Source organism: Pantoea sp. sgz302252, assembly GCF_042610525.1.
Taxonomy (GTDB): Bacteria; Pseudomonadota; Gammaproteobacteria; order Enterobacterales; family Enterobacteriaceae; genus Erwinia.
On record NZ_JBHDVM010000005.1, the window covers coordinates 1 to 13,962 of the forward strand.

Genomic DNA, 13,962 nt, shown 5'->3' on the forward strand with positions numbered 1-13,962 from the left:
CCTAAAGGCGCCTTTTTGCTATGCGTAATTCGGGCAGGTCGAGTCGGTTAAAGGAAGACAGCATTGTTGAAAGCAACGACCCGAAGGGCGAGACTTTAGCCGGGAACCCACCAGTATAGAAAAACGCCTTTAGGTTGATGACAAACCTCTGGTTGCGTCTAAATCAGCGACAGAGCAGCAGAGGCAGATCGGAACACGGACACGCCGTGAATACTTCCATGTAGGCTCGGTTGGCGCGTCCATGCGCCAAACGGTCCGCTTATCCGCTCAGCCTCTGCCGCTATCAACCTACCGTGTTGCTGTAAAAAAACCGGGCCTGACAAATGCTGCAGGTTTGTCAGTAGTCCTAAAGGCGCCTTTTTGCTATGCGTAATTCGGGCAGGTCGAGTCGGTTAAAGGAAGACAGCATTGTTGAAAGCAACGACCCGAAGGGCGAGACTTTAGCCGGGAACCCACCAGTATAGAAAAACGCCTTTAGGTTGATGACAAACCTCTGGTTGCGTCTAAATCAGCGACAGAGCAGCAGAGGCAGATCGGAACACGGACACGCCGTGAATACTTCCATGTAGGCTCGGTTGGCGCGTCCATGCGCCAAACGGTCCGCTTATCCGCTCAGCCTCTGCCGCTATCAACCTACCGTGTTGCTGTAAAAAAAACCGGGCCTGACGAATGCTGCAGGTTTGTCAGTAGTCCTAAAGGCGCCTTTTTGCTATTTGCGATTCGGGCAGGGTTTCAACCTGCGGCGCTAAATTCTTCCAGATATGCATCACCGCGTAGCTGCGCCACGGGCGCCATGCCGCCGACAGCCGCTCTGCTTCTTTTGCCGTGACGCCGCCCAGATTCTTTCTGACCACAATATCGCCGGCCGGGAAAGCATCCGGCCAGCGTAGCGCCCGCATAGCTATATAGTGCGCCGTCCAGTCGCCAATACCAGGCAGGCTGGTAAGCGTAGCCAGCATCTGTTCCGGCTGAGCAGCGCTATTAGCCAGCTTCCCTTGCGCGCAGGCCTGTGCCAGTCCGATCAGCGTTCTGGCGCGTGCGCTGATAATCCCCAGGCTGGCGATACTGTCTGCCTGAGCCTGAGCGACAATCGCCGCTTCTGGAGCGAGATGTGTAAGCTCAGCAAAAGGCGTGGCATACGGCTCGCCGAAAGCTGCCGTAAAACGTCCGCCCAGCGTGGTCGCTGCTTTTACCGTAATCTGCTGTCCCAATACCGCCCTGAGGCCCATTTCAAAAAGATCGAAAGCGCCTGGCACACGCAGGCCCGGATTTTTAGCCAGGCTATCACGAAGCAAAGGATCTTGTTCCAGATACTCCGCAATCAGGAGCGGATGCGCGTCCAGATCGAATAAATTGCGCAAACGCCTTAACAAAACTGGCAAAACCGGCGTCAGCGAGTGAGTAAACTCTACGGAAAGCGTATTATCCACCGCGCTGACCCGGATCCAGCCTTTGCAGTCGCCTAACTGAACCGTACGGGCATAGCTATTTTCCGTAACCCACTCCACGCCTTTTAACGCGCGCTGGTGTAAAAAATCCAGCAGCGATTGCCAGTCAAATGGCGGCCTGTAATGAAGCTGAAGGCTGGAGGTTTCGCTAATCGTCAAATCACCGCTCTGAAGCTGTTTACGCAGACGGCTCGGCGGCATACGGTAACGCTTGCTGAAGACATCGTTAAAACGCCGCAGGCTGGCAAAGCCGCTGGCCAGGGCGATCTCGGTGATCGGCAGTGCCGTTTCTGTGAGCAACTGTTTTGCCAGCAATAGCCTGCGCGTCTGGCGCAGCTCTCGCGGCGAGACGCCCAATTCTTTTTGTACAATGCGTCTTAGCTGGCGCGAACTCAGTGAAAAATGTGCGGCAATTTCCTCCAGGCTACACTCTTCTTCCAGCGCGCCTTCCGCAATCAGCCTGATAAGCTCGTCGGCGACGCGGCTGCTGCTGTCCACCGGCGCATGGCCGGGTGCCAGTTCAGGACGGCAGCGCAGGCAAGGCCGGAAATGCGCCTTTTCTGCGGCTTCTGCGCTCTCAAAAAACAGGCAGTTTTTCGCCAGCGGCGCTTTTACCGGGCAGATGGGTCGGCAATAGATGCCAGTAGAGACGACGCCCACGTAAAATAAACCGTCGAAGCGGCTGTCCCTTGAGGTCAGCGCCCGCCAGGCTATTTGCTCGTCAATCATATTCAGTTCCTGTTCCCGCTGGCTTTCTGGCAGGATAAGCCGCCTTCAGTTACGCTGCCAGCCATTTTCGGACGCCTGACTATTTTAACCCTGTGTCCGAAAATGGCTGGCGCGACAGCAAGGAACGCGGATAATAACTGCTATACCAGCTAAGGCGGAGGAAGGAAAAATGCAGCACTTTTATAAACTTATGCCATCGCCAGTCGGCACGTTAAAACTCATCGCCAGCGACAGAGGCCTTGCCGCGGTGCTGTGGGAAAACGAAGACCCTAAACGCTATCGCCTGCCGGATCTGCTGCAGCAGGGCACACATCCGGTTTTGCTGGAAACGGAATGCCAGCTGGCGGAATATTTTGCCGGAAAACGCAAAATGTTTACCCTGGCGCTGGATTTTGTCGGCACGGAATTTCAGAAAAAAGTCTGGGCGGCTTTGGTGGCTATCCCATTTGGTGAAACCCGCAGCTATAGCGAAATCGCCCGCGACATTGGGCATCCGGCTGCCGTACGCGCGGTAGGCGCGGCTAACGGTAAAAACCCGATATCTATCATCGCACCCTGCCATCGGGTTATTGGCGCTAACGGCAAGCTCACTGGCTTTGCTGGGGGGTTAGAGGTCAAGGCTTTCTTACTAAATATCGAAGCGCCAGAGGAATTCCGCCTCGCCTGACGGCTCAGTAAAAACAGCGCGACAGCGGCGAAATTTTCCGCTATCTTGTTTAGTATATAAAACGAAACGGGCGGCCTTTGCCGTTTTACAGTCGCCTGGGTTAAGTTAAAAAAACGAGAGCCCTGTTATGAGCCTGATGTTCGATGCTGAAGCCGCCGTTTACCCCTTCCCGGCAAAGCCCGCCCGCCTTTCCAACGATGAAAAACAGTATTACCGCAATAAAATCAAGCAATTATTAAAAGAGCGCGATGCGGTGATGGTCGCGCACTATTATACCGATCCGGAAATTCAGGCGCTGGCGGAAGAAACCGGCGGCTGCGTGGCGGATTCGCTGGAAATGGCGCGCTTCGGTAGCCAGCATAAAGCCTCAACGCTGTTAGTGGCAGGCGTGCGTTTTATGGGGGAAACCGCCAAAATCCTCAGCCCGGAAAAAACCATTCTGATGCCAACCTTACAGGCGGAATGTTCTCTGGATTTAGGCTGCCCGATAGAAGAATTCAGCCGCTTTTGCGACGCACATCCCGACCGTACCGTGGTGGTCTACGCCAATACTTCCGCAGCCGTTAAAGCGCGGGCCGACTGGGTAGTAACCTCAAGCATTGCGGTAGAGCTGATTGAACACCTGGACAGCCTGGGCGAAAAGATTATCTGGGCGCCGGATCGTCATCTTGGGCAGTACGTCACCCGGCAGACCGGCGCGGATGTTTTGTGCTGGCAGGGCGCCTGTATTGTGCATGACGAATTTAAAACCCAGGCGTTGAAAAGAATGAAGGCGCTTTTTCCCGATGCGGCCGTGCTGGTGCATCCTGAATCGCCGCAGGCCATTGTTGACCTGGCGGACGCGGTTGGCTCCACCAGCCAGCTGATTCAGGCAGCCAGAACGCTGCCGCAGCGGCAAATGATTGTGGCGACCGACCGCGGTATTTTTTATAAAATGCAGCAGGCCTGTCCGGAAAAAGAGCTGCTGGCAGCGCCGACAGCGGGCGAGGGCGCGACCTGCCGCACCTGTGCGCACTGCCCATGGATGGCAATGAATGGCCTACAGGCTATCGCGCAAGGATTAGAGCACGGCGGCAGCGAGCATGAAATCCACGTGGATGAAGCCCTGCGTCAGGGCGCGTTACGGCCTCTTAATCGTATGCTAACCTTTGCAGCAACGCTAAAATAACGCCTGATTTCAGGAACAAGGTGCCCAATAATGGATTTTTTCAGCACGCAAAATATTTTGGTTCATATTCCGCTTGGCGCGGGCGGTTACGATCTTTCGTGGATTGAAGCGATCGGCACGCTGGCCGGCCTGCTTTGCATCTGGCTCGCCAGCCTCGAAAAAAATATTAACTACGTTTTCGGCCTGATCAACGTCACGCTGTTTGCCGTAATCTTTTTCCAGATCCAGCTTTATGCCAGCCTGCTATTACAGCTTTTCTTTTTCGGTGCCAATGTTTACGGCTGGTATGCCTGGACAAGGCAGACGACGGATAATCAGCAGGCGCTGCAAATCCGCTGGCTGGGCCTGCCGAAGGCGCTGGGCTGGGCGGTGTTTAGCGTCGTAGCGATTGCGCTAATGACTTTGTATATCAATCCCGTTTTCGCGTGGCTGACAGAAGTTGCCGTCAAACTGATGCAGACGCTGGGCCTGGCAGTGGCGATGCCGCAGCTGCAGCCGGATGCTTTCCCGTTCTGGGATTCCTGTATGCTGGTGCTCTCGGTGGTTGCGATGATTTTAATGACGCGAAAATATGTCGAAAACTGGCTGCTATGGGTAGTGATAGATGTGATTAGCGTAATGATCTTTGCTCGCCAGGGCGTTTACGCCATGTCGCTGGAATATGCCATCCTGACGCTGATAGCGCTGAACGGCTCCTGGCTGTGGATCAAAAGCGCCCGTAGGGCGCTTTAATCAATGGTGGTGGTGGGCATGCGCAGGGTCATGCTCGCCTTTTCCCCATGAGAGCTCGCAGTCGCCATCTTCACAGCTTTGATATTCCATTTGCACCGTAGCGTGCTCAATCTGATAGTGCTCATGCAGATAGTCGTGAATGCGATGCAGCAGCGCATCGTGATCGTAAGGCGGGATCACCTGGGCATGCAGCGTAATCACCGGCTTTTCGCCGACCAGCCACAAATGCACATGGTGCACGTTGCGTACTTCGGGAATATTCAGCACCAGCGCCCGCTTTAGCTTCTCTACGTCCAGGCCCGGCGGTGTGCCTTCCAGCAGCTCGTGAAAACTTTCTTTCATCAACGCCCAGGCGCTGCGCAGCACCAGCACCGCGACCAGGATCGAAAGAATCGGATCTATGGGGGTCCAGCCGGTAAACATGATAATCAGCGCGGCGGCGATAGCGCCGACAGATCCAAGCAGATCGCCCAGCACATGCAGCGCGGCGGCACGCACGTTAAGGTTTTTCTCCTCGCTGCCGTGATGCAACAGCCAGAACGACAGCAGATTCGCCAGCAGACCCGCCACGGCTATAACCAACATAAAGCCGCCTGCAATAGGTTCAGGATGCATAAAGCGGCGTATCGCTTCCCAGACAATCAGGGCGGTAATCACTACCAGCGCGATAGCATTAACGAAAGCGGCCAGCGTGGTGAGCCGCAGCAGCCCAAAGGTGTGGCGGGCGTTAGGCTTGCGGCTGGCAAACTGTACGGCAAGCAGCGCCATTAAGAGCGCGGCGGCATCGGTAAGCATATGGCCTGCGTCGGCCAGCAGCGCCAGCGAGCCCGAAACCAGGCCGCCAATGACTTCCGCGACCATAAAAACAGCTGTAACAATAAAAGCGGCTAATAAGCGATTGCGGTTTCCGCCGCTATGAGAATGCGAGTGCGCCATAAGTATCCATCTTTTCAATAAACCTGCTTAATCATATCAACAAAGTACGGTGCCGCCTGTACCTTCAGGCAGGCTTTTTATACAGCGCAGCAGAGCTAAGGCAATAAAAAAGGGAGAGCCATGGCTCTCCCTGATTTGGCTGACCGGCGTGTTACTGCGTAGTGCCGTCAGTTTTTCTGTCCGCGCCCGGGCCGACTTTCTGATTAACGTCAGGGCATTTGCCATCTTTGCACTGAGTGTTTTTATCGATTTCATCCGCGGTCATTTTCTTTTTAGCGTGATGAGTGGTTTTGTGGTGTTTAGTCGGGGTGGTGGCTTCACCGGTATTATTGATATGGCTGTTATCGACTTTATTCGGCGCCAGATTCTGCTTGGCACCGCCCGCCGCCGCGCCAGCGTCAGCAGCCTGGTTAGCAGTACCGTTATTGCCGCCTGCGGCCATTGCGGAGGCGCTGCCCAGAGTCATTGCTGCCGTCAGAAAAACAATTGCAAACTTTTTCATCATCTTACTCCGTTAATTTTTTGCTTCATTTTGGCGAAGCAAACCCTGCTAAAAAAGCGGTTTGCATAAAGGCGGGAAGAAAACCTCTCCCCGTGCATAAGATCTACCGCAGCGAAGCCGGTGATCTTTATGCGTTTTATTAAAAAGTTAACCTCTGAAAGTGTAGTAAAAAGTCCCGAAACAGCAACCCGGCCCGAGAATAATTCAGCTAAAGTCGATTTACACTCCTGTGTACAAAGGATAAATTGGTCAGGATGCGCCTGGCGTGCAGTACGGCTCAGTAACTATCTGGAAATATTATGAATTATCAGAACGATGACCTAAGAATTACCGAAATTAAAGAACTTCTTCCTCCTGTTGCGCTATTAGAAAAATTTCCTGCCACGGAGACGGCGGTAAAGACCGTTGCCGTTACCCGCCAGGCAATCCATAACATCCTGCAAAAGAAAGATGACCGCCTGCTGGTGGTGATCGGGCCTTGCTCTATTCACGATGTTGAAGCGGCAAAAGAGTATGCATCGCGCCTGCTGAAGCTGCGCGAAGAGCTAAGCGATTCGCTGGAAGTGGTCATGCGCGTCTATTTTGAGAAACCGCGTACCACGGTTGGCTGGAAAGGGCTGATCAACGATCCGCATATGGACGGCAGCTATCAAATAAATGACGGTCTGCGCATCGCACGTAAGCTGCTGGTGGATATCAACGACACTGGTCTGCCTGCTGCGGGCGAATTTCTGGATATGATTACGCCACAGTACGTGGCCGATCTGATGAGCTGGGGCGCTATCGGCGCGCGCACTACCGAATCCCAGGTGCATCGCGAGCTTTCTTCCGGTCTTTCCTGTCCTGTGGGCTTTAAAAACGGCACCGATGGCACTATCAAGGTGGCAATCGACGCTATTAACGCTGCCAGCGCGCCACACTGCTTCCTGTCGGTCACCAAATATGGTCACTCCGCCATTGTTGAAACCAGCGGTAACGGCGACTGTCATATCATTCTGCGCGGCGGCAAAGAACCGAACTACAGCGCGCAGCATGTAGAAGAAGTTAAAACCGGCCTGGCGAAGGCGGGACTGGATCCGCAGATTATGATCGACTTTAGCCACGCCAACAGCAGCAAACAGTTTAAAAAGCAGCTGAACGTGGCGGACGACGTCGCACAGCAGATCGCGAGTGGCGAAAAAGCAATTATCGGGGTAATGATTGAAAGCCATCTGGTAGAAGGCAACCAGAGCCTGGAGAGCGGCGAACCGCTGGTTTACGGTAAAAGCGTGACCGATGGCTGCATCGGTTGGGAAGATACCGAAACCGTGCTGCGCCAGCTGGCAAATGCGGTAAAAGCGCGCCGCGGTTAAGCTAACGGGGCGGGTTTTATTCGCCCCATTGTATTACCGGAAGCTGATAACAGATCATTTATAATCCTGGCCAGGCAGAATAAGCTAAAACCACCACAGCCAACATAAAATGCCGAGCCGCCATGGATCGGCATCAGATTACTTAACTTCAGCCCGTCAGAAACTATATTGCAGGCCGATATTGCCGCTATAGCCTTCCGTGCCCGCGCCAAAGCTGTGCGCATATTTCGCCTGAGCATACAGATTTAGCCCGCCGAACTGACTGCTGATACCCAGTGCCGTCTGCCAGTGATGACGGCGAATATCTGGCGTTAAAGATTCGTTATTCATCTTAATGCCCGGCGTTGTCCCAAGCCGCTGTACCAGATCGGCCTGAAGATAAGGTTTGACTACCTGCCCGTTATAAGAAAGGCGCACGCCTTCACGCAGCTGAGCCAGCATCTGGTTTTGCTTGTTAAGCCTGACGCCATTTGCGTCAAGCTGGCGGCTACGCAAATACTGGCCCATCGCCTGTAGCTGCGGCTCCAGTACAAAATCGTTGTCCAGCGTTATGGGCAGGCCGCCTTCCAGTGAAATTACCGTACCATAGCTGGTTGCTTTTGCATCGGTCAGGCTGGAAAACTCGTTGCGGTAGCGGGTAAGCTGCACTACGCCGTCCAGGTAAGCGCCGCCAGAGTCCTCCATTGATAAATAGCCGCCGATACCATAGGCGTCAATGCTGTTTTTACCCACTTTACTGGAAAGTTCGGGGCGCAGGCTGCGGGCGTTATCTCTGTTTTTACTGCGCAGATGCCCGGCCGTCAGCAGCGGCCCGGCTGCCAGATCCCAGCCGCTTGCCAGCTCTTTTTGCACGATATCGCCGCCCAGCTGCAAATAGGCGGTATTGACTCTCCAGGCAAAACGTCCGGCGCTGTAGCGGTCGTGGCTGACCGATGTTCGGCCCCAGACTGCGCCATCCCGGTAAGCACTATAGCGATCCTGGTGGCTACCGGCAGTTGCAAAACCGTAAGCGGCATTCAGCCAGGGGGCGATAAGATAGCCTGCGGTCTCAGGCCGGTAAGCCACCACGCCGGTGGCGATGGCCGCTCGGTTATCCGCTAATGTCTCAATGTCCGCAGCTTCGCTGTCGGCTACGGCCACGACCGGCACCGCGGTATCGGTAGCCGGAGCGCCTGCCACTATTATCTCTGTCTTCGCGGTTTCGTCGGCTGCGGCATCCGCAGTGGCGTTGCTGACAAAAGCCGCTGTTTCGCCAGCTGTGGTGTTATCCGGCGTATCAGTGGCGGTAGCTTCAGCCGGCTGACTTAAAGCGGCGAGCCGAAAGGTTGCGCCATTAGTTTCCGTGTCGCTCAATGTAACCGCCGTCAGCGAAGATTGCAGATACCAGTCGTGTTCACTGACCTTGTTTAAAAAATACTGATAGTTGCCTGCGACAAGGGTAGTGGTTTGGCTAAAAGTAGCGGACTGCGCTTCGCCAGCTACGTTAATAACCGGGATGCCCAGAGTCGTAAGGGCGCCTGTGCCGCCAGCATTATAGATAGCGACGTTATAGCTACCGGTCGCGTCACCCATAATCAGCAGTTTATCGGTAGAGGAAGTATCGCTGCCCAGTCGCGTATTCAGCACAAAATTACCAGATCCGCTAAGGTTGTCACTGACGGTTAACGTGCTAAAGCCGGAAGGCCGGCTGAATGAAACCAGCCCGCCGCCGAGCTGAAGTGATCTAACCACAGAGTTGTCGCTCAGCAGCCAGCTGCTGGTGCTGTCCAGCGTCAGCTGGTTAACGTTTTGCGCGGCACCGTTGAGTTGCGAGCCATCGCTTAATGTCAGGTTCAGCGTGCTGCCATGACTGTCGGCCATCAGCTTGCCAGTAATCTGTGAGTTACCCTGAGCGTTGATGTTCACCGTTGATAAATAGAGACTACCAGCAAGTTTGTCGGCAAAAAGCGCCGTGCCGTTGCCGCCGTAAAGCTGTGAACCGTTCTTTAGCGTTAACTCAAGCCCGGCACTTTGAGCATAAACGCCATAACCGTTTTCGCTACCCAGCGTGGTATTATCCAGCGTCACTTCGTTATTCCATGACTGAACCAGCAACCCTACTGAAGAAGCATCCGCGGTTTTTACCTCGCTATTGCCGATATTCAGTTTCGCTCCGCCAATAACCAGCGCGTGCGTATTCTGTCCGGAAGCGTTTAACTTCAGATTTTCTGCCGTAAAGTTAGCGGAAGCGTGAGCATACAGTCCTGCGCCGTTAGCTCCTGTGACAGAAACCTCGCTGTTGTTGATCCCAAGAGTGGCAGAATTTGCGGTAAGGCCGTAGACGCCAGTGCCGGACATGGTTATGTCAACTTCATCTGCGCTAACTGTGGCATTGTTTAAAGCAAGTAAACCAAAACTCCTGTCGCCTGTCGCTGTTAGCGAAGAATGGATCACCCTGGCGTTGCCGGACTGAACCTGGATGCCATATCCCTGAGCGCCGCTGGTAACGATATCGACATTATCCAGCCCGATCGTAGCGCCTGCGACTGCTGCCACACCAATAGCACTGTTGCCGGTAGTGGTGATGCTGGAATTAATGAGGGAAAGGAGGCTGAGCTCATTGCCGTTGCCGCAGGCCACTACGCCATGCCCATAGAGACCAGAGGTAGTGATAGTCAGACCTTCGGCACGGGTATCAATATTGCTGTTCAGGCCGTAGCCCCATTGCCCTGAGGTGATAAGCGTGCTGTCGGTTAATATCGTTTTGCCTTTCTGCGCGTTAACCGCCGACGCTTTATAGCCGCTGGTGATAAAGGTTGTGCCGACAGCTTTGAGGCTGGTGGAACTCCCGCTAAGCCAGACGCCATCCGCATAGTCGCCTGAAGATTGCCATGTGCCGCCCTGGATAGTCAGAACCGCATCAGAACTCAACTGCGCGGGATAAGCGAAATTTCTTTGGGTGGTAACGTTGACGTTATCCAGCAGTACTTCGGCGCTTCTGATGCTGAATGCGCCAGCGACAGAATCGATAGTGCTGTTATACAAAGCTATATTGCTTATATTTCCCTGTGGGCCGCTTATTACGGCTGTTCTGGTATTTTCAGCCGCCGTCTGAATGGTGATATTGCTGCCTGTGATATTCCCGCTCAGATTCAGAGCCGAGCCCGCTGCCGTCCCCGGCAAATTTAGTTGGATGGTCTCCAGCGAGGCGGTAACTTCATTAAGGAAAATACCGCCCTGAGTAAAGGCCGCGCTGCCGTTTAGCGTGAGATTTTTTGCATCCAGCGTGCCGCCAGCCAGCGAGATTATATTGCTGGCGTTATTCAGCACCGTTAACGCAGTGTCGTTAACAATAATGTCTGCGTTAACGCCATAAATGACGTTACCAGCGCTTTGGGCTTCATTGCCAGCCACCATAATATTGCTGCCGTTAATCCTTGCCGCGGCTTGATTAACATAGAGACCTTTAGCGCTTTTTCCTGAAATAAACAGCGTCGCGTTATTAAGTTCCAGCGAGGCACGATCGGCGATCCAGGCTGCTGAGGCTGCGCTGTCAGCCACAATAAAAACCAGGCCGCTAGTGGTGAGCAGCTGGCTGCCAGCACCTGAGGCCTTCAGCGGCGTATCGTATTTGTCTGTAGAGGTATAGCCGGATGTTACCTGCAGCGTGGAGCCGTCGGTAACCGTCCAGGGCGAGGCCGCAGCGGCGTATAAAGGAAATAGCGCCAGCGTTAGCAGGCTGAGAGGAAAAGAGTATGCTGTTGTAGTCATCATTCATCCTTTCTTTATTTTTTAAAATTACAGAAAAGTCACCTCCGGCCTCGCAGATATTTTAAGGAAAAAAGAGCGGCTAAAAAATCAAGGATTAAAAGTTAAAACTATGATGCGAACGTGCCGGTTATTTTATATTAGGTGATTAGGTTGTATCCTGGAAGTTATTTTTATAACAGCTTGTTGGTTATTATTAATTATTTTGGTGATTTTATTTGGAAATGAAAAATGATGGTTTCTTTTGAATCTTTTGCCTGACCCCGATGCAGGGCCGCAAAACGGCTGGCTTTAATGCCATTATGGGAATTATTTTTAAGGTTTATTTAAATTAACAGGTGGGTCTTTATCCAGTTTTATCCTGAAGTATATTTATAATAAAATTTATTACCCAGGAGGAAGTTAAATACAACGTTTTATCAGGGAGGAAAGAGAGGGATAACGCACTGTTAATTAACAAAGGAGCCGGTAATCAATGCGCCGGGTTAAAGCAACAAACAAAAAGAAACAACCCCACGCTGGCGTGGGGTTGAAAAAGATTATTTCGCCTTGCCCTGGTTAGCCACGGCGGCGGCTTTAGCCGCGATCTCGTCAGCATCGCCCAGGTAGTAATGTTTGATTGGCTTGAAGTTTTCATCGAACTCATACACCAGCGGTACGCCGGTTGGGATGTTCAGTTCCAGGATCTCTTCTTCGCTCATATCATCCAGGTATTTCACCAGCGCGCGCAGGGAGTTGCCGTGAGCGGCGATGATCACTTTCTCGCCTTTTTTCATGCGAGGCAGAATGGATTCGTTCCAGTAAGGCAGCACGCGATCGATAGTCAGCGCCAGGCTCTCGGTGGTTGGCAGCTGCTCGGCGGTCAGCGCGGCGTAGCGTGGGTCGTGGCCAGGGAAACGCTCATCGGCGCGATCCAGCTCTGGCGGCGTTACCGCAAAGCCGCGACGCCACTGTTTAACCTGGTCGTCGCCATATTTCTGCGCGGTTTCCGCTTTATCCAGACCCTGCAGGGCGCCGTAGTGACGCTCGTTCAGACGCCAGGATTTTTCAACCGGCAGCCAGACCTGATCCACTTCGTCCAGAATGTTCCACAGCGTGTGGATGGCACGTTTCAGCACGGAGGTGTAAGCGAAATCAAAGGTAAAACCTTCTTTTTTCAGCAGCTGACCCGCCGCTTTCGCTTCGGTACGCCCTTTATCGGAAAGATCAACATCGTACCATCCGGTAAAGCGGTTTTCGTTGTTCCACTGGCTTTCGCCGTGACGTACCAGAACCAGCTTAGTTACAGCCATAGCTTAACTCCTTAATAATCTGACGTTTCTGAGATAACGGAAAAGCGAAAATTGCCGACGCAATTTTTACTGGCCATTACCATAACGGAAATCTTCGCGGCTGGTAAGCCCGCCGCGTAGGCGATGCGCGTTTTTCATGCGCTTAATCAAAGCGGCGTCAGGCGATAGCGCGTCTCTGACTGATACGATTCACCTGGCCGTAGCCAGCAGTCGGGCTGCGGCCATTCCGCATGGTTAGGCGAGTCGGGCAAAAACTCGCTCTCCAGCGCAATGCCCTGAAAGGCAGTATAGACGTCCTGCTCGCGCGATGGCGTGCCTTCCAGATAATTCCCGGAATAGAGCTGTAGTGCGGGCGCAGTGGTATAGACGCTAAGCTTAAGCCGCCCATCGGCTGACCATAACTCGGCATCTGGCTGCGTCCCGTCACCGCCGTTAAGCAGAAATGCGTGATCGTAACCTTTTACCGCGCGCTGATCCTCATCAAGCAAAAAGTCCTGCGCCACGCTTTTCATTTCACGAAAATCAAAACCGGTGTCGGTGACGTCAGTCAGCAGGCGGTTGGGGATGCCTTCGCTGTCGACCGGCAGATAGTGATCGGCGCGCAGGCGCAGTCGATGATGACGAGCATCGCCGTGCTGCGCATCAAGATTGAAATAGGCATGGTTAGTCAGATTAACCGGGCAAGCCCGATCCACCGTCGCGTGATAGCTGATAGCCAGCGTGTTGTCATCTTCAAGCCGGTAGAGCAGGGTGACCAGCAGATTGCCGGGATAGCCCTGATCGCCATCGGGCGAAGCCAGCTGATATTCCACTTCCTGGCTGGTTTGCCTGACAATCTGCCAGCGGCGGCTGTTAAAACCCTGTGGGCCGCCGTGCAGCTGGTTTTCGCCCTGGTTGGCCGCCAGCTGCCAGCTTTCACCGTCAAGGCTAATTTTTGCCTTAGCGATACGGTTAGCGTAGCGGCCGACAGTAGCGCCCAAATAGGCGGTCTGGTTAAGATAGTCGGCTGGCGTGGCGCAGCCCAATAACGCCTCGCGCACGCTGCCATCTTTCATCGGCACGCGTGCGGAAAGCCAGGTCGCGCCCCAATCCATAAAGGTAACAACCATGCCGCCAGCGTTACGCAGAGTGGTGATGCGCCACGGCTGCCCGTCCGGCGCCAGGGATTGATTTAGCATGGGCCTGCTCCTGCGGAAGCTTTGCAGACGTAGAAAGTCTCTTTGATGCCGGACTGTGCTTCATATTGCTCCGCCACGGCGGCTTGTACGTCATCGACTAAATCCAGCGGCATCAGCGCCACTACGCAGCCACCAAAGCCGCCGCCGGTCATACGCACGCCGCCACGATCGCCCAGCGTGTTTTTCACAATACTCACCAGAGCATCGATCG

The 13,962-nt window shown here is 53.8% G+C and carries 10 protein-coding genes and 1 pseudogene; 4 read left to right on the plus strand and 7 right to left on the minus strand.

The genetic code is table 11. The annotated features are described in order from the left end of the window. Positions 1 to 692: 692 nt before the first annotated feature. A complete protein-coding gene (locus ACETPC_RS10395; protein WP_380181078.1) occupies positions 693 to 2,177 on the minus strand; it encodes an AlkA N-terminal domain-containing protein in 1,485 nt (494 codons plus the stop codon). Between the two features lie 169 nt (positions 2,178 to 2,346). On the opposite strand from ACETPC_RS10395, the gene ACETPC_RS10400 reads away from it, so the two are divergent. The 3 genes from ACETPC_RS10400 (at position 2,347) to pnuC (ending at position 4,744) form a co-directional block, all read left to right on the plus strand. Next, positions 2,347 to 2,844: a methylated-DNA--[protein]-cysteine S-methyltransferase gene (locus ACETPC_RS10400; protein ID WP_380181080.1), complete on the plus strand. Its 498-nt coding sequence runs from the start codon at positions 2,347 to 2,349 to the stop codon at positions 2,842 to 2,844. A 127-nt stretch (positions 2,845 to 2,971) separates the two neighbouring features. Continuing rightward, entirely contained in the window at positions 2,972 to 4,012 is a 1,041-nt protein-coding gene (gene nadA / locus ACETPC_RS10405; RefSeq protein ID WP_380181082.1) for a quinolinate synthase NadA, read from the plus strand. Between the two features lie 30 nt (positions 4,013 to 4,042). Further along, on the plus strand, positions 4,043 to 4,744 hold the full coding sequence (pnuC, locus tag ACETPC_RS10410; protein ID WP_380181084.1) for a nicotinamide riboside transporter PnuC: 702 nt from the start codon (positions 4,043 to 4,045) through the stop codon (positions 4,742 to 4,744). Here pnuC and zitB read toward each other — a convergent pair whose 3' ends face one another. Further along, on the minus strand, positions 4,745 to 5,680 hold the full coding sequence (gene zitB / locus ACETPC_RS10415; protein ID WP_380181086.1) for a CDF family zinc transporter ZitB: 936 nt from the start codon (positions 5,678 to 5,680) through the stop codon (positions 4,745 to 4,747). It abuts the gene before it with no gap. A 151-nt stretch (positions 5,681 to 5,831) separates the two neighbouring features. Beyond that, on the minus strand, positions 5,832 to 6,185 hold the full coding sequence (locus tag ACETPC_RS10420; RefSeq protein ID WP_380181088.1) for a YbgS-like family protein: 354 nt from the start codon (positions 6,183 to 6,185) through the stop codon (positions 5,832 to 5,834). A gap of 296 nt (positions 6,186 to 6,481) precedes the next feature. Here ACETPC_RS10420 and aroG point away from each other — a divergent pair, with 296 nt between their 5' ends. Continuing rightward, positions 6,482 to 7,534 carry a 3-deoxy-7-phosphoheptulonate synthase AroG gene (aroG, locus tag ACETPC_RS10425; protein ID WP_380181090.1) on the plus strand — a complete coding sequence of 351 codons (1,053 nt, stop codon included), beginning with the start codon at positions 6,482 to 6,484 and terminating at the stop codon, positions 7,532 to 7,534. 156 nt (positions 7,535 to 7,690) lie between these two features. Here aroG and ACETPC_RS10430 read toward each other — a convergent pair whose 3' ends face one another. The 4 genes and pseudogenes from ACETPC_RS10430 to ACETPC_RS10445 all read right to left on the minus strand — a co-directional run. After that, positions 7,691 to 11,287, minus strand: coding sequence for an autotransporter outer membrane beta-barrel domain-containing protein (locus ACETPC_RS10430; RefSeq protein WP_380181092.1), 3,597 nt, complete (start codon positions 11,285 to 11,287; stop codon positions 7,691 to 7,693). A gap of 533 nt (positions 11,288 to 11,820) precedes the next feature. Further along, positions 11,821 to 12,573 (minus strand): 2,3-diphosphoglycerate-dependent phosphoglycerate mutase, encoded by a 753-nt coding sequence (gene gpmA, locus ACETPC_RS10435; RefSeq protein WP_380181094.1) that lies wholly within the window; start codon positions 12,571 to 12,573, stop codon positions 11,821 to 11,823. A gap of 146 nt (positions 12,574 to 12,719) precedes the next feature. Next, the gene (gene galM, locus ACETPC_RS10440) at positions 12,720 to 13,751 is read right to left on the minus strand and encodes a galactose-1-epimerase (protein WP_380181096.1); all 1,032 of its coding nucleotides are present in this window, start codon (positions 13,749 to 13,751) and stop codon (positions 12,720 to 12,722) included. Further along, positions 13,745 to 13,962 (minus strand): annotated as a pseudogene (locus ACETPC_RS10445) (galactokinase); the annotation flags it as partial. The gene galM and the pseudogene ACETPC_RS10445, both read right to left, overlap by 7 nt.